This window comes from Bacillus sp. LH1, assembly GCF_057924895.1.
In genome coordinates, this window is record NZ_CM175007.1 from 3,176,408 (window position 1) to 3,196,821 (window position 20,414).

General features: G+C 32.4%; 25 protein-coding genes and 3 pseudogenes. 2 read left to right on the plus strand and 26 right to left on the minus strand.

The window, feature by feature from the left end:
• Positions 1-93 precede the first annotated feature (93 nt).
• The 9 genes from ACX9TM_RS16355 to ACX9TM_RS16395 form a co-directional block, all read right to left on the minus strand.
• Positions 94-3,507, minus strand: coding sequence for a DUF4132 domain-containing protein (locus tag ACX9TM_RS16355; protein ID WP_072769961.1), 3,414 nt, complete (start codon positions 3,505-3,507; stop codon positions 94-96).
• Positions 3,508-3,618: 111 nt separating this feature from the next.
• Positions 3,619-4,479, minus strand: coding sequence for a DnaD domain-containing protein (locus tag ACX9TM_RS16360; RefSeq protein ID WP_100655473.1), 861 nt, complete (start codon positions 4,477-4,479; stop codon positions 3,619-3,621).
• A 382-nt stretch (positions 4,480-4,861) separates the two neighbouring features.
• On the minus strand, positions 4,862-6,661 hold the full coding sequence (locus ACX9TM_RS16365) for an S-layer homology domain-containing protein (protein ID WP_002026061.1): 1,800 nt from the start codon (positions 6,659-6,661) through the stop codon (positions 4,862-4,864).
• A 334-nt stretch (positions 6,662-6,995) separates the two neighbouring features.
• Positions 6,996-7,454 carry a hypothetical protein gene (locus ACX9TM_RS16370; RefSeq protein WP_000591625.1) on the minus strand — a complete coding sequence of 153 codons (459 nt, stop codon included), beginning with the start codon at positions 7,452-7,454 and terminating at the stop codon, positions 6,996-6,998.
• A gap of 155 nt (positions 7,455-7,609) precedes the next feature.
• Complete coding sequence (locus ACX9TM_RS16375) at positions 7,610-8,566, minus strand: DUF3994 domain-containing protein (RefSeq protein WP_000992196.1); 957 nt, start codon at positions 8,564-8,566, stop codon at positions 7,610-7,612.
• 56 nt (positions 8,567-8,622) lie between these two features.
• The gene (locus ACX9TM_RS16380) at positions 8,623-8,952 is read right to left on the minus strand and encodes a hypothetical protein (RefSeq protein WP_065382314.1); all 330 of its coding nucleotides are present in this window, start codon (positions 8,950-8,952) and stop codon (positions 8,623-8,625) included.
• Positions 8,953-9,053: 101 nt separating this feature from the next.
• The gene (locus ACX9TM_RS16385) at positions 9,054-9,392 is read right to left on the minus strand and encodes a DUF4064 domain-containing protein (protein WP_000831725.1); all 339 of its coding nucleotides are present in this window, start codon (positions 9,390-9,392) and stop codon (positions 9,054-9,056) included.
• Between the two features lie 121 nt (positions 9,393-9,513).
• Positions 9,514-9,888, minus strand: coding sequence for an immunity 22 family protein (locus ACX9TM_RS16390; RefSeq protein ID WP_063220623.1), 375 nt, complete (start codon positions 9,886-9,888; stop codon positions 9,514-9,516).
• Positions 9,889-9,981: 93 nt separating this feature from the next.
• Positions 9,982-10,470, minus strand: a complete 489-nt coding sequence (locus tag ACX9TM_RS16395; protein ID WP_000403551.1) for an antitoxin YezG family protein — start codon at positions 10,468-10,470, stop codon at positions 9,982-9,984.
• Between the two features lie 224 nt (positions 10,471-10,694).
• Between ACX9TM_RS16395 and ACX9TM_RS16400 the strand changes: the two genes are divergently transcribed.
• A complete protein-coding gene (locus tag ACX9TM_RS16400) occupies positions 10,695-11,402 on the plus strand; it encodes a DNA alkylation repair protein (RefSeq protein ID WP_063220622.1) in 708 nt (235 codons plus the stop codon).
• Positions 11,403-11,512: 110 nt separating this feature from the next.
• Here ACX9TM_RS16400 and ACX9TM_RS16405 read toward each other — a convergent pair whose 3' ends face one another.
• Positions 11,513-11,836 (minus strand): DUF3895 domain-containing protein, encoded by a 324-nt coding sequence (locus tag ACX9TM_RS16405; RefSeq protein ID WP_063220621.1) that lies wholly within the window; start codon positions 11,834-11,836, stop codon positions 11,513-11,515.
• A 307-nt stretch (positions 11,837-12,143) separates the two neighbouring features.
• Here ACX9TM_RS16405 and ACX9TM_RS16410 point away from each other — a divergent pair, with 307 nt between their 5' ends.
• Positions 12,144-12,398, plus strand: a complete 255-nt coding sequence (locus ACX9TM_RS16410) for a SunI/YnzG family protein (protein WP_000900616.1) — start codon at positions 12,144-12,146, stop codon at positions 12,396-12,398.
• A gap of 184 nt (positions 12,399-12,582) precedes the next feature.
• Here ACX9TM_RS16410 and ACX9TM_RS16415 read toward each other — a convergent pair whose 3' ends face one another.
• From ACX9TM_RS16415 to ACX9TM_RS16490, 16 genes and pseudogenes are all read right to left on the minus strand, one after another.
• Positions 12,583-13,056, minus strand: a complete 474-nt coding sequence (locus tag ACX9TM_RS16415; RefSeq protein WP_065382315.1) for an Imm30 family immunity protein — start codon at positions 13,054-13,056, stop codon at positions 12,583-12,585.
• Positions 13,057-13,147: 91 nt separating this feature from the next.
• Positions 13,148-13,645, minus strand: coding sequence for an ankyrin repeat domain-containing protein (locus ACX9TM_RS16420; protein ID WP_016124884.1), 498 nt, complete (start codon positions 13,643-13,645; stop codon positions 13,148-13,150).
• 59 nt (positions 13,646-13,704) lie between these two features.
• The gene (locus ACX9TM_RS16425; protein WP_065382494.1) at positions 13,705-14,160 is read right to left on the minus strand and encodes a YrhA family protein; all 456 of its coding nucleotides are present in this window, start codon (positions 14,158-14,160) and stop codon (positions 13,705-13,707) included.
• A 254-nt stretch (positions 14,161-14,414) separates the two neighbouring features.
• The gene (locus tag ACX9TM_RS16430; RefSeq protein WP_016124886.1) at positions 14,415-14,885 is read right to left on the minus strand and encodes an Imm30 family immunity protein; all 471 of its coding nucleotides are present in this window, start codon (positions 14,883-14,885) and stop codon (positions 14,415-14,417) included.
• Between the two features lie 102 nt (positions 14,886-14,987).
• Positions 14,988-15,422, minus strand: coding sequence for an SMI1/KNR4 family protein (locus ACX9TM_RS16435; RefSeq protein ID WP_016124887.1), 435 nt, complete (start codon positions 15,420-15,422; stop codon positions 14,988-14,990).
• 114 nt (positions 15,423-15,536) lie between these two features.
• The gene (locus ACX9TM_RS16440) at positions 15,537-16,004 is read right to left on the minus strand and encodes an Imm30 family immunity protein (protein ID WP_065382493.1); all 468 of its coding nucleotides are present in this window, start codon (positions 16,002-16,004) and stop codon (positions 15,537-15,539) included.
• Between the two features lie 87 nt (positions 16,005-16,091).
• Positions 16,092-16,616, minus strand: a complete 525-nt coding sequence (locus ACX9TM_RS16445; RefSeq protein WP_000415780.1) for a hypothetical protein — start codon at positions 16,614-16,616, stop codon at positions 16,092-16,094.
• A gap of 56 nt (positions 16,617-16,672) precedes the next feature.
• Entirely contained in the window at positions 16,673-17,128 is a 456-nt protein-coding gene (locus ACX9TM_RS16450; protein ID WP_065382492.1) for an immunity protein YezG family protein, read from the minus strand.
• Between the two features lie 28 nt (positions 17,129-17,156).
• Positions 17,157-17,624, minus strand: a complete 468-nt coding sequence (locus tag ACX9TM_RS16455; protein ID WP_065382491.1) for a DUF2004 domain-containing protein — start codon at positions 17,622-17,624, stop codon at positions 17,157-17,159.
• 72 nt (positions 17,625-17,696) lie between these two features.
• Positions 17,697-18,350: an SMI1/KNR4 family protein gene (locus ACX9TM_RS16460; RefSeq protein WP_072769959.1), complete on the minus strand. Its 654-nt coding sequence runs from the start codon at positions 18,348-18,350 to the stop codon at positions 17,697-17,699.
• A 113-nt stretch (positions 18,351-18,463) separates the two neighbouring features.
• A pseudogene (locus ACX9TM_RS16465) lies at positions 18,464-18,574 on the minus strand (cytoplasmic protein); the annotation flags it as partial.
• A gap of 144 nt (positions 18,575-18,718) precedes the next feature.
• Positions 18,719-18,820: pseudogene (locus ACX9TM_RS16470) on the minus strand (cytoplasmic protein); the annotation flags it as partial.
• A 6-nt stretch (positions 18,821-18,826) separates the two neighbouring features.
• The gene (locus ACX9TM_RS16475) at positions 18,827-19,018 is read right to left on the minus strand and encodes a hypothetical protein (protein WP_000152601.1); all 192 of its coding nucleotides are present in this window, start codon (positions 19,016-19,018) and stop codon (positions 18,827-18,829) included.
• Positions 19,019-19,050: 32 nt separating this feature from the next.
• A pseudogene (locus tag ACX9TM_RS16480) lies at positions 19,051-19,447 on the minus strand (immunity 22 family protein).
• A 108-nt stretch (positions 19,448-19,555) separates the two neighbouring features.
• Entirely contained in the window at positions 19,556-19,978 is a 423-nt protein-coding gene (locus ACX9TM_RS16485) for a hypothetical protein (RefSeq protein ID WP_016124895.1), read from the minus strand.
• Between the two features lie 11 nt (positions 19,979-19,989).
• Positions 19,990-20,406: a tetratricopeptide repeat protein gene (locus tag ACX9TM_RS16490; protein WP_016124896.1), complete on the minus strand. Its 417-nt coding sequence runs from the start codon at positions 20,404-20,406 to the stop codon at positions 19,990-19,992.
• Positions 20,407-20,414: the final 8 nt, after the last annotated feature.

Below are 20,414 nucleotides of genomic sequence, written 5' to 3' on the forward strand. Positions count from 1 at the left end.
CCTTTCTCACACTATTCGCTTCTTTTTGAGAAAGAACCTTTTAAAGACATTGAAAAACCCCCTTCATTTTCCTACCAATGAAGGGGGTTTTTCTTATCGTTCGCTACGCCAACTTTCATTATGCCCAAGATTTGAATCTGTCGCTACTTGGACATCATATAACATTTCACTAAAGAAGCGTTTATCTACTTCTTTTGGTACAATGCGTCTTTCATCATCAATCTCATCGTATTCATATGAACCACGCTTCACTGTACCTGCTTTATAAAATTGAATGTCAAATACACATACATCTTCTTCATCTTCATAACCAATCGGAGCTCCGCTAAATGACAATTGCACGCCTAATCCGGTACGAGTATCTTCTTTGTAAAATGTATAATATACACCGCCATCTTGAACAGACCCACGGATCCATCCAAGCTTCGTCATCTTACCGAATAACGAACGACCATTTAGTAAAATACCGCCAAATCTCTCAATAGCACTCTCATCATTCTTTTCTACTACAAACACTGGACGCTCAATTTGTAGGAACGGCTGAACAATTCCCGTACTTTCTAATTGCTCTTTCCATAATTCCTTCTCCGCCCCAGACAATTCTAACGGATGAACGAAACCAATAACAGTGCCAGATGAAAGTTCATAACTCTTCCCGTCAATTGTACAGAACACGCCACCTTCTGCATAACGGAATGCCTTCAGCAACTTCCCTTCCTTATACTCACCCCAAATGAGTGAAATAGAAAATTGCTTCATAATTGGATTATCCATAAATACAGATTTCCATGCATTATGTGACCAATAACGCTTTAACGAAAGTGCCGCTTCTAATCGTTGTTTTTGCATTGAAAGAGTAGTTCGGAGTTCCTTCTTTAAAGAGGCTAATTCTTTTTTAGCCTCTTCAGCCTTTTCTACATCATCTTTTGCATTCGGCTTTGGAAGTGACTTCATACGTTTTCCTTCTTCTGTCTCTAATTCAATTTTTGACTCTGTAGTTAAAATGGCAGTAAAACTTCGATTCCCGAAATCAATTATCTTTTCACCCTGTATAGTAAAGCCGAGGTCCGGCACCAATTGATCTTCCAGCTCTTCCTCTGTTATACCACGTGTTTTCGCAGCAAGACTTAGCGCTTCTTTTGCTGCATTACGTACTTGCTTATGTTTATATTTAAATGCTATTGCATGAATAGACATAAGTGCAAGCTTAGATGAAGACAAACCTAAAGCACGAACGGCATCCGCTGCTATCTTTCCTCTCATTTGAAGCACCCATTCATCAATTTGCTTTATAAGTATGTCGACCATTTTTTCGTCACTATACATTCCGTATAACGAAAGAATTCCACGCTTCTTCACATCTGCGTCTTGAGAAATCCATATTTGATATATTGTTTGCACACATTCTTTTAAGTCCTCTTCATTTAAAGCTCTACCAATTACTTCTGCCGTTCCTTTCTTCTCAATAACAGCATCTGAAATATACTGTTGTAAATAGGCTAACGGAATTGCAGCATCAGCAATTTCATCAGAGTCACGTAAACGGATTTGTGGCTCATCCCCAATCAATTGCAGAAGTGAATTTCTTATTTGTTCAGTTAAAATACGTGCACATAGTTCTTCTATTTTTTCTTCCTCCGTTTGGAATAAAAACGAGAATTTTCCTGCGAAAGATTCATTTTTACTTTCTTGCAAAGCTTCCTGTACAATTTTCGTATATTTTTCAAGCTTATACTCTATTAGTATTTTCATCACATTTTCACGAACAATCTTCTTTTTATTATGAAGTTCAACTGCTACATCTGCTGCAGCTTCCACATCTTTTGAAAGCAGTTTAACTACAGACTCACGCATTTTTTTAGATGAATCTCCTAAGCTTTTAATTAAAATTGGACGCATTTTAATCATGTTATCCTTTGCTAACTCTTCTAAAATATATGCTTTTGCCACAGCAGAATACTCATCAAATCTTTCAATGATGTACGCTTGTTCTTTTACAATTACACAAACAAGCGCTTCCTTCGCCTTATTTCTCTCTTCACTGTAGCATGCAGCTTCTTCAACTGCATAAGCGATAAGCTTTTCCTTACTTAACCCATACGAAAGCAGATCTTCTAATACTTGTTTCGGTTCTACTCCTCTGACAGAACATTCGTAAAGAAGTTCGTATAAATTAACACTATCATCATCTCCAAACTGTAGTGTAAGTACAGCTTCCCTCTTCGCTACATCATCTATATCCCAAAGAAGCGCAACCTCTAACACCGGCATACCCCAATACATACTCCTATATTTCGGATTTTTAAGTATTTGCTTCATATCCTCAAGTGACAATTTCCCTTGTAAATAATCACGATATGTATCCCGCACTGTAGACAATTTTATTTGCAAAGCAGCAACAAAAAATTCTTCTCGCATTTTCCCTATATTTAGCTCATATCCTTTTTCAGCTAACGTTCGTGCGATGATGAGATAATTCATTTTACTTACATATTGCAAAGTATGTTGAATACATTCAGGATCTTCCTCCAACATAAAGCATAGCAATTCATATTCATACGTCTTACAAAAATCCTCACTGTTCAAATCATGTTGCCTTAGACGATGCGCAAAAAATCTTTCCTTAGAAATCCAAAACTGTGTACAAAAACTTTGAATTTCTTCATATGTTTCTCTATTTACACTACCAGTTTTTTTGTAGTTTTGAGACTGACCGAGAGTGTGACACATATAACGTGTTGCATAGTTTATAAAACCCCAAACATTTTTCTTCGCCAATATTTCAATATATCGCCTCGCAACATCCGAATATTTATGAACACAAAATAATAGCCGCCAAATATGTTCCGGTAAATTCCCACCTATAAATACTTCACTATCATCTTCACCTTTTAAATACCGTTTAACTGCTTCAACCTTTTCCTTTTCCCCTAGCAGTTTTAATATAAATTCTGTATGTTCTTCTAACCTTTCATTCAATAAAGAACTATATGTACGAAACTTTTCATAATCTACATCAAACATTATGAGAAGTAATGTTAATTGTTGCTTAGTTGGTAAAGTATGTAATTGTCCCTCTATATAGTTCGGACTCTCTTTTGTTAACTCTCTAAGAAAAACATCTGCTTCATTTACATAACTTGAAATACTGGATAAATATTTACATGCGATTGCTACAAGTTTGTCCAAAGGAAGTGCACTTTTTTCTAAATAAATCTTCATTTTAGAAAAACTGACATGCGCAAAACGGACTACAAGAACATTTAATAATTGCTCCTCGAGTATATGGTAAAATAATCGAAAAAAATCCGGATCTTGTTTATGCACTTTCCTAAAATCGTTTATAAATCTCTCCGCAAAATCACTTCTTTTTTGATCACGAATTGTCGTTAGTTGAATATTTTTTAAAATCTCTTCTTCTTTTGTCTGTAAATATCGTTGTGATAATTGTTTCTGTTCTTCTGTCATATTAATATATTGAAACAACTCAGATGTACTAGTAGTCAAACTTTGTACCCCCCGCATCTTTTTATCTATTATAAAAATACCCTTATTTAATGGTAGTATAGCATAAAACTCACAAAAACGAACATACATTCTGTATTGAATTAATGTAAATTAAAATACACTACTCAACATACATTTCCTTCTCTCTAAACTTCCCATTACAGACTTCCCCCCACTAAAATCCTTTAACTTTTTGCTACACCAATTCCTCAAAATCCCCTTCACATAAGCTAACGTTTTCTTATCATTTTCAAACGCAATTTTAAGTGCCTCTAACACTTTCTCTCCAGAAAGTCTTTGTATCCAATTCTTCAATTCCTTCACAATATATGGGGATAAACTACTAATATTTTGTTCATAAAACTTATAAACTTCACTATTTGGAACGTCCTCTTCTATGGTTTCCACCTCTTCCGCTTCTTCTTTCTCTTCAATAACTACTTGTGAACTACTATTATCCTCTTCTTTTGGCATACCAAAATGCTGCAGTACTAATGGAATCTTGTATTCTTTTTCAAGGCATTTACGTAAAAATATATGTATGAACTCATTACTTTTTACAGTCTTTAACTCACGTAATACGCACTTCTCCACATTCGTATTTGAAATAGGGTTATAGTGTAACCAATTTATTATGAATACCTCTTTCGTTTCCGTATCATATAGAATCTTTCCATACTCAACAAACCTGTTTAGCAACTTCTCAACAGTCTCCATACTATAACCTGTTTCAAGCTCTGCCACACGCTTCGGTAATATGTAGATACCACATTGCTTCGTTTTCGTACCAGTTAACAAATATATGTAAAAATAACGCTCCTCTGGCGTTAAATCTAATATGAATTCATCTTGCCAAAAGTTCACCTGCACATTACGGTATACCGCCATATGTTTCCCTCCACTCTTTGCTAGTAAATAGGAAAATTTTAATCCTTCATTATAAAGATAGGCATGCGGGAATGGTTTTGGCATTCGAATTACAATTTTTTTTACTACTACAACGCCGGTTTCATTTTTTCGTGCTTGTTTTGTTCTTGTAGTTGTTTTTGTTTTTGTTTTGCTTTTGTTTTTTCTTAGTGATTTATTACTTGATAGGGGCTTATGAGGGGCTTGGAAGGGCATTCTACATTACAATCTATCAAATACAATTGTTCTTCCTACTAAATAGGAGCTATTCCAAATTATTATTTTGGATAGCTCCTTTCAAATTCTTCTTATTTTTTACTTCTACCAATGTCAGCTTCTACATACAATTTCTTCTGCTATTTGCGGGCAGTAAAACTCTCATTTCAAAATTTGGTGAATAAACTGCTTGATGTAAGTGCGAGTGGCCCTCACTGATTAAAGTTTCCTTTTATTTTTGCATTGAATCTAACATCTTCACAATAAAGGCAGCCGCCTGACCACGAGTTGCTGTGCCTCGAGGATCAAACTCATTATTTCCAATACCATTAACTACCTTTAAGCTGTATAATCGTTGAACCGATTCTTTGTATGTTATTAAATGCTTATCTGTAAATGGTAATGCTACTAACTCACCTGTAATTCCTTTATATCGTAATGCTTTGTCAATCATAATAGATACTTCTTCACGAGTAATTGGTGAGTTAGGATCAAAAATCCCTTCACCACGACCATTAATAATTCCTGCACTTGCACAACGTTTAATACCGTCATGAAGTGATGGATGTGCCTCATTGATATCTACAAATGACTTATTTCCCTCTGGTAGTTTAAGAGCATTCGAGATTAATTTCGCAAACTCCGCTCTCGTTACATTTCGATATGGAGCAAATACACCATTGCCTTCGCCTTGCATAATACCTAGACTGTTTAATTTACGAATATGCCCTTCAAACCATCCACCTGTAATATCATCTTTTGGTTTTTGTACTTCTTCCTTAGGCTTTTGTACTTCTTCCTTTGGTACATTGTAGTTAATTTTAATCCAACTTGGGTCATAGAAAATCCATTCTCCATTACCTACTTTATACCAACCATTTTTAACCGCTAATACTTTGTAACGATCTCCGTTTGAAGCTTTACGTACAACACGATGTTCAATGCCCGCATCACTACGTACATTGATGCCACTACCATTTACCACTAGTTCCATGCTAGGTTCAGCTGGATTATTTTCATTTGGATTAAATGAGTCATTTTTATCTTGTAAAGGCGTATCAATCTGCGCATTTATATTTGCATACCACTGAATTCCTTGTACGAAACCAGCCCAATTACCTCGTGAAATTAAAATGTCAGGACATTTTTTCCCACTCCATTGTTGATGCTTGTATATATGATCTGCACCAATTCCTTCTTTGTTCATTAAATAACCTGCAAGTCGTTTTGCATTTTCTAACGCTTTATTGTAATCACCGTCTTGGTTAACCGCAATCTCGATACCGATAGACTCCCTGTTTCCTGAACCATCTCCATCTCCTGCATGCCAACCATTTTCGTTTGTTGGTAAGTGTTGATAAATTTGTTTATCATCTACAGTAAAATGCCATGAAGCTGTTCGGAAAGTGCCTTCAGTTGCTTGCTTGTATAAATATTTCGCATGATTTTCAGCATTAGCACCAGCGGCTGTATTTGCGGTCTCATGGATTGTAATGTAACGTGCTTTCATCGGATTCGCAGGACGAATATCAGGATTTCCTGCTGGAACAATCCACTCCACAAATGGAACTCCTGCAAGTGTTCCATATTTCTTCGTACTCTGTGCACTATATTGAATACCTCTTGGCTTTGCAACAGGTTTCATTTGACGATCAGATCCATCATTTCGACCATCTACAGATTCAAATGCCTTTTCAATGTTTGAAATAGCTTCCTTTTCTGCTACTTGTCCCTTCTTAGCATCTTGCATTTTGTTTAATTCTTCTGTTTCATCATGTTTATGCTTATATTCTTCTAAAAGCATTTTTTCATTTTCAGATACTTCTGCTTCGTTAATTTGTACATGATCAGGAACTTCCAACTTGAAATTAGAATAATTTAATCCGCTCGTTCCGTGTTCTCCTTGGGCAATATTAAGTTGATCAGTTTGAGATTTGTTGATCTCTTCTGCTGATGCTGATAAAGGTACACTTCCTAAAATCACTAGACTTGTTGATAGTGCGATTACTTGTTGTTTGATTGTCTTATTCATTATTATAATAAATACATACACATTCCCGCCGTGTATGTATCTCAACCTCCCTTTATTGTCACAATAATTTTTAAAAATATGAATCTACTATGTACTCCTAATATATTTTCTTTTTATTCATATATTTAAATTAAAATATTTTATACCTATTAAGAAAATATTTATATGTCATCCCTACAGATGAATTTCATCTAACATACTTTTTATAAAATACATCAACAAACATTATTTTACAACTAATTACAAATACCGTCAAAATAATCAATTTAGACTTAGACAAATAACTGGCATACAATTTCATAATAAGAGATCCTATACTATCGAAATACATCTATTACAAATTCCCTTTAACGTTTTCAACAATCTCATTTATCGTATTCCGATCAAACTTATCACTAATTTCATATGACTCACGATCTCCTACGAATTGCACGCCTACGATATCATTGCGATCCTTACCGTATTGCACTTCAATAATAGATCCTCGCTCTATTTGTTTCCAAATGAGACCTGCTTCATCTTTATTATCTAAAATAATGCAGTCTTCAATATTTTCATCAATCCCAATTAATTTATTATCATCCATATATCCAATCTCGTATTGTTGCCGTTCTTTCGCTTTGCCACTTACTAATATACCTTTGCTACCATATGAGTAATCCATATAGTCCTTTTTCTCCGTTTGTACCGCTTTCGGCTTTTGTGCTTCAGTTTTTTCAGCAGCCCCACAACCTGTAATAAGACTGATTGGGATAACCACTATTAATACGAATCTAGTAAATTTTTTTATCATTTGTAACCAACCTCATATATTTAATGCAAAACTCCATTTATTACTCTATTAAAGAATAACATGATATTAAGTAAACAGAACGAAAGATAACATATTCTTTACATACCCACACTTTAATGAAGGACTAGGCCATTTAAACCTAGTCCTACATAACTTTAACTTTGCTTCACATACTTAATTGTATGAAATGACGTCTCATTAAATAATTGCAAGTTTTCCCCATCATAATCTTGAACTTTATATGCTATTTTCTTTTTTTGAATTGTATCTTCTACACCGTCTACTAAACGTTTATTGAGATGTAAATAGATTGTAAAAGCTTCCTTATCATATTCCCAAGTTCCTTCAATATAATTCTTTTTATTTGGATACTCACCTTTACCATACGTTTCAAATGTCTTATCACCTTTTAAAATGAGTGACATATTGAAACCGTCTGTTCCTTGGAATCCCCAATTACCGATTAATTCCGTACCATCTTTCACATTCTTCATAACGTTATCTGTATTAATTCCAGCTTTCTTATCTAACTCTTTCAAATCTTTCATAGATACTGTACCGTCACCGATTTTAATATCCCCTTCAAGATCTTTGAATGCCTTAAGCCAGTAAATATCTCCTTCTTTCACTAGCTTTTCAGATTTCTCTATTAACTCTTTATCAGTCTTATCACCTTTTTCTCTTTTTTCTTTTCTGGTGAATACTTCATTTATTAAAGAAAAAGACTCTCTAAAATAACTAATTGCTTTTTCAAAATCTTTTTGTTGGTTTACATACTCTGTAGGGGGATCTATCGACTCAAATTTATCTAACACTTTGTTTAATTCTTTCACACTATCTACTATATCTGATTTCTTTTTCTTACCGTCAAAAACCTCTCTTGTAATATTGTTATGCTCCGCAAACAACTTATCAAACTCTACCCCTAATTTATACACTTTATTAGGATAGTCTTCCTTTGAAACTTTTTCTTTCTTACTATTAGACTTCGATTCTTTTACTTTAGACTCTTCCATTTTCTCCTGTTTAGAAGTGTTCGTTTTCTCAGAAACTCCACAACCAAATAACAACATGACCGGAACTGCTACCCCTAGTAGTTTCTTTGCATTCATGACTGATTTCTCCTTCTACTTGAATAGATTACTCTTACTATACCCATCCTCTTTTTTTATCTTGTAATTAAAGTTACAACTGCAATAACTCCTAAAATTGGTCCCCAATATTCCATTTTTATAAAAAATAGCGAGTGTTTTTTTTTAAACATAACTTTTTCACCAGTTTCGGCATCTATATAAACTTTACCATCTGGCTTATTAATATATTTACCTAAATACCAAGACATAACCCCTGATATAATAAACATTACCGCCATTGGCCAACTATGATTTTGAAAATATGTAGCGTCCCCCGTTATAGATCCAAAAATAGCCTTACCCAAAAGAGTATTAATAATTACAATAATTGCGACTAAAAAACCCCAACCAGACCAAATAATCATTTATTTCTCCTCCTAAAGCATACAACTTTGTGCTTTATGTTAATTTGAACTACAAACGAAAATGTTTAAAAAACCGAATATTCAGACGTTAATAATTATATTTAGCTTACATTCGATTCTAACTGTAATGTTCTAAATGCAAATGAACCAGATATAATTTGTAAAATTGTCGGAATAAGTAAAAAGAATAATGACATAAATAACATAACTATAGGAATCACAATCATACAAACTCCATAAACTTTATTATTAACCTTGTTTACTAAACACGATAAAATGAACAACCCTATTTGAACCGTTAAAATAATAGAGTAATAAGCTAAAAGTTCGTAATCAACACCTTCCATAATATTAAACGCTACAACTATTAATATTATAGAAATAATAATTCCCAAAATGCCACCAATTAAACCTAATACAAATTCAGGCGTTCTTTTCAATTCAATCCCCCTTTTATGAACCACTAACTGCTTGTATATTTTTCCCATTCACCATCATACCAAATATTCATTGGAAAAACTATACAAATGTATTTTTTATTCTACTGCAATTTTCTTGTATCTATAGATAACTTGTAGCAGTTACAAAATTAAAACCTTCACAATTACTTACTGAATTGTCATATTGAAAATTATAAATTAAAACGATACAATTATAGGATTTATTTAATTTAACTACTTCCTTAATTCGAGAAAGTATTTTATCATCATATGAACATCCCGTTAATAACATAGAAATGTCATCACTCGCTTCTTCTAACACTTCCTTTTCAATAAAATCTTCATCTACATCAATCATATCAATATTAAAATCAACAAAAAATCTTGCTGGTATAGCGTCTCCTTCTTCATCATACGTAACATCTATATATGTATCCAACTGATCTTGCGTTTGCATATTACCGAACCATATTGAAACCATTCCGTGTACTTCCATTAATAGCGTCCTCCATTATGAATATATATTCTCATTCAACTTACGCTTTAAAATTCATGATTTTTATAAAAACCATTTCTTCTTTCCTTTCAGTCAAATAGGATTATTCGGAAATTCATTGTCATACTTATGAATTAGCGCTTTATCATTTTCATCAATTGGTACTTCACCTAAGTATTTATGTTTCCAAATAATCATCTGATCACTAAAACTATATTCTGTATCGAACCAATTTGTATAATCGAAATGCATGTTAAATTCCCCACTATGTTCCAGAGACATTGTAAAGGAGTACCAAAGCTCTTGCTGATTATCTTTGAAAACATTTCTTAATTCCTTACTCAATTTATATAAAAAATCTTCTTTCCTTTCAAACTCCTCTTCATCAACTTCGTATTTAAAAGGAATTTCTACACTATACTTATAATTTTCTTTATTTCTGAAGTTGTTATAGAAAAAGTAAGTTCCCCCTCCAGCTTCTGATATTTGTGCATAAAAATAAAATTTCTCCCATTCTTCTGGAATCATGGCATAAACCGTTTCCGCTATCTCTCTATATAATCGATTCAATTTTATTTCCAATTAAATTCCCCCTATTTAATTTTCATCACTTACTTTTTCTATATTATACCATTCTTTTAATTAGCTCTTTATTTACACTAAAGTGTAATGTAGTTCATCTAAAAATCAAACCAAGTTTCGATGCCTTTAGAAAGTAGACATACCTCTTAAATACAATTAGTATTAAAATAAGAAATATGAAAGACTTAAAAAGGCTCTTACATGAAGGAAGGAAGTGCACAACTTTGGATTTTAAAACAGTTATGCAAGAACTTGAGGCTCTAGGTAAGGAACGAACGAAAAAAATATACATATCTAACGGCGCCCACGAGCCAGTTTTTGGCGTAGCTACAGGCGCTATGAAACCAATCGCTAAAAAAATAAAAGTAAACCAAAAGTTAGCTGAAGAACTGTATGCCACAGGCAACTACGATGCTATGTATTTTGCAGGGATTATTGCGGATCCAAAAGCTATGAGTGAGTCTGATTTTGATCGCTGGATAGACGGGGCATATTTTTATATGCTATCTGATTATGTGGTGGCAGTAACTTTATCGGAGTCAAATATCGCACAAGATGTTGCTGATAAATGGATTGCAAGTGGGGACGAGCTTAAAATGTCTGCCGGCTGGAGTTGCTACTGTTGGCTATTAGGAAATCGCAAAGACAATGAATTTTCCGAAAGTAAAATTTCCGATATGCTTGAAATGGTGAAAGATACAATTCATCATTCTCCAGAACGAACAAAATCCGCTATGAATAATTTCCTAAACACCGTGGCAATTTCATATGTACCACTACACGAAAAAGCAGTCGAGATTGCAAAAGAAGTTGGTATAGTTGAAGTCAAACGTGATAATAAAAAAAGCAGTTTGCTAAATGCTACAGAGAGTATTCAGAAAGAACTTGATAGAGGAAGACTAGGTTTTAAGCGTAAGTATGTAAGATGTTAAAAGTATGAAGGTGTCAATCTAGGAGAGATTGACACCTTTTTAGTGGACATTACTAGACTAACGGAGCTACAAGTTAAAGGAAACCAATCATTCATCTCCCACTATACATCTCAAACTTCTTCTTTCAATTTATATACCCTATCTCTTTTCTCATCATCTTTGATAAAAATAAGTTTTCCTTCTGTAACAAAACCTTCTAATAGTAAGCATACTTGCCCATATGCTTTAGGCTTATTCGTTGTGAATCTCTCATCTGATATTTTACCAGCTCGTATTAATTGTTCGCATAACTCAAGTGCACTTATTTCTTCAGAATTAATTAATTCTAAAATATCCTTTTGTAAGGGCGATAAAGGCACGGGGGTCTCAGCTACCTCCACCTTTTCTGGTTTGTTTTCTTCTTCAAATAAATCTTCGAATGAAATTTGATTCATACTTCTTTTCCTTTCTAACGATTGATTTGTATAACATGAACTGAATCCTATAGCGTATGTATTATTAGGTTACCTTTTTTCATAAATCTCAAACTCATGTACATCGTTTCATATAGTATATTTCGATTATACCAAATATACGTTCTGTTTTCTATTGTAGAATTCGTTATAATAGGAATGAAAGTAATGATGAACATTTTTCTCGTTGTTAATTGTATACTCTCTGTAAAAAAATAGAAATTCAATTTATAAATTTGTATAATAAAATAGTACGAGTGAAATTTTATTATAGAAAGGTTCTGTTAATATGTTAGGTATTCATGTTGAAAAAACAAAAGATGAACTAATTATTTCATGGCAATTCTCTAAAATTCATATTGCATTATGTGAAATCACTGAGGTAACGGAAGATAATACATATGCTGGTGTTGAAGAAAAAAGCGCCATCCGAATTGGAACAGCATATGGTACAACTGATCGTATTTTAATTAAGACAGTAAAGCAAAATTATTTATTATTCACTACTAATAGAGTATCCATTTTAAATAAAATAAAAGCTTAATTGTTTTTCTTCCTATATTTAAACGTTAAACACTTTCATTCTATTATAGGAAACGCTACAAAAGGTTTGTTGATTACTCCTGCTCCTAATTCGGAAGCATATGGTGAAACTATATAACACAAACACCCTAGCTCTTCGCTAGGGTATTCTTAGTTTTATCTATAATACAGTAGTTCTACAATTCTTATTTATTTTTATGAACTCCTTGTAATTGACTAAGAACCTCATTGGCAGTCCTCTCAAATCTTTTAGGGTTATCAGCAATAATTTCATTAAGTAAATTAATTATCGTTAGTTGTATATCATGATTCATTCCTACAAGTACTTTAGCATACTCACTTCTATATAAATCATTATTTAAAATTCTTATGTTTAGTAGCATTGCCCACTCTTTTGCACTCTCAACCATTTTTGGTAAAGCTTTAGGCATCTCTGTTAGATATTTTCCCATTTCAAAATCTTCAATAAAATGAACTAGACCAAACATAACTTCTTCCTCTTGTGTTTCATCCTCAATTACTATACACAACTCTTTAATAAGCTTCTCATCATCACAATCTGCTAAGTTTTCTAATACACTGTCAAATTCTTCACATTCCGATTGATTTTTTAAAAATCTACAACTATATAATCTCTTGATCTCAGATTTGCTGTCCATATAAATTTCTCCTTTTAAATGAATTGGATAATTAAATTAATATGATCATTAGTTTTCAACTTTTCTATTACATCAATATATGGCTTCCATCTCAATTGGACATTTTTAAATATTCAGCAATTTCTACTTCTCCTCTTTCAATAGCAAATTCATAAGCTCCCATATCTTTCATAGTATCTCCTGTATACTTAACAGTAATATCAATACCATTCTGAACAAGATACTTTACAACATCAAGATGCCCACCATAAATCGCTGAGAATAAAGGATTCCTATTCGGGTCACCAACATCTAATATTGCACCCTTATTAAATAAGTACTCTACAATACCAATTTCACCTTCACTAGCTGCATGTGCAATAGGCGCTGATTTTGGTACACCTTCATTACGGTTAATATCCATACCAGATTCAACAAGAAATTTTATCATATCCAGTTCACCAGCTCTAGCTGCAGCATGTAGCCACGTTCCATAAGGCGTTACAAAATCAAGCAAACTTTTATCAGTAATAATGATCTCTTTCGCTTGTTCTATATCACCTTTTTTAATGAAATCATAGATTTTTATCGCTTTTTCCTTACTTTCCATAGAATCCTCCTGCACTATTTTCATTTAGCTTAAACAGTTAGACATTGACTACGATACATTTAGCTAAGTGCTACTGAGAGAGCAGATTTAAGCATAGTATCAAAATCGCAAAAAATTTCCATCTGCTCGCCTGAAGGCTTGTCTAGTTCAACAAATTTCTTTTTGGAAACATTATAACAATACCAAGCTATATCTGAATCTCCGAAAAAAATCAGTTCATCTTCGTCTTTAATTGATTCCCATATTTCATTAGCATCAAAAAAACTATCTACCTCATTTATTGGCTTAAAATCTAAAAAACTTTGGTCAATCCCATATATTATTAATCCATTAAATTCAATTCCATTAACTGTTTGTAAAAATTCATAGTACTGCTGTGGCAGGACATCTTCACCAAATTTTTCTACTACAGATTTACGAAATTTTGATAACTCCCTTTCGTTGATAGGTAAATTGAGTTTTCGATTTCGTTTCTCTCTTATTTTGGATATATGACTAATCTTCTCTCTCCACATAACTTCACCTTCTAATAAATATTCAATCCTTTTCTAGGCTAGAATTACACAAAGTAATCCTCAATAGTACACCCCATTACAAGGATTGGTTTCAAATTCCCCATTGCTTTTGGCGTGCTATTTAAATATTTTTCGAAGCCACTCTAGCTAGTATTAACCATATAATTTATCTAGATTGATATTTTAATGAAACATATTAAAGCTATTTTCATGATCCTACACGCAAACTTTAAAGTTATTTTATAATTAAAGTATTAAATAACCTCTTTACAAATCAAATCAACTTTTTCAAAATATTGTTGTGGTTGTTTCTCACTTATTTCTTTCAAAATTTTAATAACGTCTTCTTTATTCGTAGCTTTAGCCTTCTTCAATACATTAATAAATGGAATAATAAAATCATCTGAAGCTAGAAGACTTCTATAGAATCTTTTAGCACAATATTTAGCTTGTGGCAAAACAATGCTTATCCCTTCAATCAGTTTACTTAAACCATCTTCAACTCCATTTTTTTCGATTATATAAAAAATCGATTCAATTAAATCACCAACAATCGAAGGTTCATCTATTTCATCATGAAATACACTGCACAAATCAATAATCACTTTATTATCTGCCGTTTGCAATATTTCATTTAAGATTTCCTCAAATAGCTCAATACTATCATCTTCATGATCCAGAAAACATATTCTTTTTAAAATAAATATCTTTTTTTCTAATGACATTTATTTCCCTCCATACTTTGAGTAGAGTTTATTGAAGAGTTTCAAAAAATTTATAGTTTAATAAAAGAATTAATTTCTAGAATACAAATCTATCTTTAGTTATTAATTCAAATAGGTTGGTAATTGATTTAACCATTCTTCAAAATTATCCGCTTCCTTAGTTACACAATTCTCCTCATGAAAATAAAAGTAAACTCCCGTTCGCTGGCCCTCTTTTGAATGAAGACAAAAGTAATCTCCATTACCTATACTATAAAAAGGGATTAGTTCGTTTTTCCAAAAACCTTCTTTCATTTCATAATCATAAATAAATTCAATAGTATCATTTCCGTTTGTCTTACCACTAGAAACATTTAAAATATCCCCTGGAAATACATATTCAGACATTAGTTCAATAAAGCATTTAAATTCTTTAGGAAATTGACATCCAAATTTTTTCTCTAGTTCCCTCCAATCATTATCTGAAGGGGAATCTAAATCCTCTAATTCTTTATCTAACATACTGTCTAATAAGTTTGCAATTTCATCTTTTCCCACAAACTATCCCCCCTTATACTAGAAAAAAGGCTAAATTTTATTTTAATTACCAGTATTCTCTCGATTAAAGTCAAATGCTACTGAATATGTGTTCTTTTCCATAGTATCCCCTTATCACAATTTCTCTAAGATTAAATTTACTTTTTCTAAATATAAATCTGGATCGTCCTCTCTTATCTCGAGAAGAATTCCTTTAATTATTTGCTTTGTTGAACTATTTATATTTTCTAAAACATTCATATACGATACGACTAAATCTTTTGAATGTAAAAGTGTCCGATGAATTCTTTCCACCCAGAATTCTGCATGAGGTAACATTTTAGGAATACTAATAGCTAATTTGCATAGCCCTTCCTCTACTCCGGAATGTTCAGCAATATAAAAAATCGTTTCAATAAGGTAGTCACCCGCTGATGGCTCAGCAATATGATCCTCAAAAATTATACATAGATCAGGAATTATATCATTTGTCCCTTTATTTGCTAATTCATTAAGAATACTCTCAAAAACTTCAATATTATCCCCTTCATTCTCTAGAAAACGCATTTTATATAGAACGGAAATTTCCCCTTTAAAATCTATTAACTTCTCCTCCTTTTTACAACATCGTTATTATAATTTATCACATATCTTCACATCATTATGTTCATAATACGTTCAACTAATCTATTATAATAAATTATTACTTTCTAATAACTGATACCAATCATCCTCTTTGCTTCCTACGGTTTCACTAATTCCTCCAAATTGAACAAACTTATTACCTAATTCACAATATCTTTTTCCTACATAATAATGTTGTAAGAAATTATTAAAATCACCATATGACTCAATAATAAAATTTTGATTAATTAAATCTCCATACAAACAAGAAACTTCTCCATTAATCTTATTAATAAACAATGGATATCTTTCAATTTTCCCTATACAAACCCACTTATCAGTACCACCTGGCATGTCCTCCGTATAAAATTGAATACTTTCGCGTTTTAGATGACCATATATAGTAATTACTCCACCGTTCAACAATTCATATTTTTTTATAATAAAATTATAATCTTTCAGAGGGTCTTCTTCTAATCTTTCATCAATCTTTTTTTCTGCCTCTATAATTTCACCAATAAGCAAACAAAATGGATCATTATCTAAAATATCCTTAATTAATTCTATTTTTTCTAATACTGATTTCTCCATTTTCTACTCCCACTCATTATCTATTTAACTAAGATATAACTATTGCTTTACCCCTTTTAAAGGTTATTATTTTTCACTTCCTCAAACCACTCATCAGCAATATGGCTAGCTGTTTTAACTTCATCATTCGTATATACTAAATCATACTTATATTGAGCTTTAAACTTGCCACTTTGAACATCATATATCAATTTCATCTCAGTTGGCATGTCGCGCTCATATCCTTTGCATAATTCTTCGATTTTCTCAATATCTTCACATATAATGCGCAATATCATAGACTGTCTTTCGGTAGACACATCATATCTTCCGTCTTCATCTTCCAATGCATCATTTACTTTATGACATTCTACATACTTATTGTTAATGCAATAAAAGTAACTTCCCGAAATAATACCTTCCTCACGTGAAGCATAAACGTACACTTTATCTGCTCTATCTTCAACATATTCCATGCATATAGATATCATATCAGCTTGCAATTCACTAAACCTTTCCTCAAATTCTTTCATATTACTTTTTCACTCCTTAGATTAAAATTCAAATAGCAACGTCTTGATACCCCACTTCAGTTACTTTTTCATTTAGTAAACGTATTCCTAATCCATTCTCTGTATCCCACGTACAATCGAAAGTTATCCCAATATCTCGTTCTTCATGAATATCTCCATATGGGACTACAATTCCAACTAAAGTGATCCTCTTAAGTAATTGATCAATTGTTTCGATATGCGGATAATTTTCATTAAATTCAATATCATATCCTAATTGTTGACGCTCTTGCTTGTAATAGTCTAAAATCGCTTGTAAAAAACCGTGCTGTAGTCGTTCCCAATTTTGCAATAATGAATTATAAGCAGTATATTGTCCTTCATCAAACTTACCGTCTTCTTCACCTTTCACTATCAATGCTATTTCAACTTCTTTTCGACAAAATTCAACGTTAATGTCCTTAACCCATCCATATGTATACTCAATCTCACCAAAAACTGCATCATTTATAATCATTTTTAACTCTCCCTATTTACTCCCTTGGATCCATATAGATTTCTCTATTCGTATAAAAGTTACCCTCTAATATTAACTGTTTTTTCCAGTCGTTTCTATACTCAGTATAGTACTATCAATTGCTAATTTTTCAATAAGTTTTTTCGCCTTACCGTATGGAAATCTCTCTACTAATATATAAGGAAGATTTTTTGAACCCTTTAGCAAATCAATTGCGGAAATCTCAAGCCCTAATATGTTCTTTATTCTTATTAAATCTTTCAAACCTTCACTAGGAGTTTTCACTAACACTATATTACATATATCAGACGACTTATGTATCGCTTTCTGTTCTATTTCACTTACACAACCACTATTCACCCATTTTTTAAAATCAGCGGTAATTACAGTAGCATGGTTTGGATTCATGTCCCCAGAATCAATTACTACCACCTCTTTTTCCTCTGCATGTTGAGCCATTAAAAATACATTACCCCCACCGTCATCACCAATTGAGACATACCCCCTCGCATACTCATCTACTTCCCAAACCTCGTTCCTTTCTGCAATATGCTCCGTACCATAAATAAGTAACCCACTACCGATTGAAAAGCCATTTGTACATCTCAATAATCCCTTATATACATTAGGTAATGTAACATTCATACGATTTTCTACTGCTTGGATTTCAATATCACTCGCTGCTGACTTTTCTATCAAATCTGGAATATTAAATAGATTAATCATTTAATAATTCCTCCTAAACTATCAAGATATTTAAACGTATCGCCTATCATCTCTCTATAATCGTTTCGCAATAGATTTCATGAAATTCATAAAGTATGTCGGTATGTAAGCCTTCATTTTTCATTTGGTAAGTAGACAATCATTTTCCCTTTCATGTACTCACCTTTCCATCCACAAGGCCATCCTCCCATTTTATACACCTTAAATACCTTTTCATAAAGTGAAACTTTAATCAGTGGGGGTTTTGTTCATCACCCACTGATTATCAGCCCTCACCAATCGGGCTTTTACGTGCAGTTGATTCCCTACCTAACTTCTTTGTTTTCGCTGAATTTTGAGGTGGGGGTCTTACTGCCCGTTAATGCGGGATAAAAATTATCCACTTTTCCATTTACTAAACGATTTAGTGCACGCATCTCTAGATCTCTTTCTACTTCTTCAAGAATGTTTATATGATCAATAGAAATAAATTCTAATCAAAAACAACTCTCAATCCTAAGTTTTACGATAAATAAAAAACATCCATCTTGAAATTCATCTAATTGCTCAAAAGAACATACATCAAAATTCACATACTCTCTAAGTTTTTTATGCTCTAAGTTCATAAGTTCTAAATTTCTCTTTACCTCTACTTTTTGATGATAAGAATTAAATTGTATGATTGTCATTTTTACTCCATCCCTATTATTACATTAAACTTCTAATCTTCATAAATTACCGATCCCATATACTTCAGGCTTCTACCATCCAGTTTTGCTTCTTCAACAAGTTCTTCATATTCAAAATCATATAACCTAATGACAGTATTGTATTGTTCTTCTAAATTTCCAACATAAAATTCTATAAGTTCACTTATAATTGATTCAGAATACGAAGCATTCTGTAGTAATTCAGACAAAGAAGATGTAACATGTTCATTATATGTACATTCTAATAAGTCTTGGTTTATACTCAATGAAATCTATTTGAAAGTCAGTCATAAAACGTGAAGGGATTCTGTTCCCCTCATTATCATATTTTATTTCTACATACTTTCTTAACACCATTTCGCTAGTACTACTTCCAAACCAAAGAGAAACAGCTCCTGGACTTTCCATATTAATCCTCCTTTCCAATTTTTCTATGTTCTAATGGTAATAAATCAGGCATACTGTTTCAGATATAATGTAATCAGCTTCTTAAATTCTTTTTACGCAGCTAAACATTTAACTTTTTAAAACTTTCAGATACTTAGTATTCTTCGGATTCCCAAAACATCTACCCTCTGATTTTTTATTGGCAATACTAAAAAATTCTTTTGCGGTTTCTAAATCACCTAATTCAAAAGAAACTTTTCCTGCAATAAATTCCTTATCACCGGAATCTATACGTGCAAATCCAGTTAAAAATATTTTATCTGCCCACTCCTTTGCTTTTTTTAAATCATTTACCATAAAACAAGTGGAAATAATATCCTTAACTAAATGGTAACTCTCTTCACAATAAATACCTTTAGGGTCAGGAATTATATCCCATGCCTCTTCTAATAACACAATAGAGTCATTATAGTTACCATTATTGAATTCTTCATTGCTTTTTTCTAAAAGACTTTCGAATTCTTCTTTCATATGTGATTGTAAAATAGCCATATTTACCCTCCTCAAATCATATCCTTAATCAATTCAAAATACTTATCATCCTCATTAAAAAAGAGTTTATAGCCTTCTAAAATATATGCTCTTAGCAAATACTCTCTAGCTTTATCAAGCTCCCCGCACTCGAATAAACTCTCTCCAAGTCTCAGTAAAATAAATGGATTTGAAATACCATCCGGACAGTTTCGTGCATTATATAAATTACTTTTCGCTTTCTCATACTCACGATTTAAAAAATAAGTATCTCCTAATGCTGTATAAATCCATGTACTTGTTTCCCAATCGGTCTTCGGTAACGGAACCAAATCCAGAGCAGCGATATAGCTCTCTATTGCTTTATCATCTTTTCCTTTTTCAACAAAAGCATCTCCTTCGTTACATAATCTCACAATTCGGTCATACACTTGATCGTTAAGTTCCAATATAAATC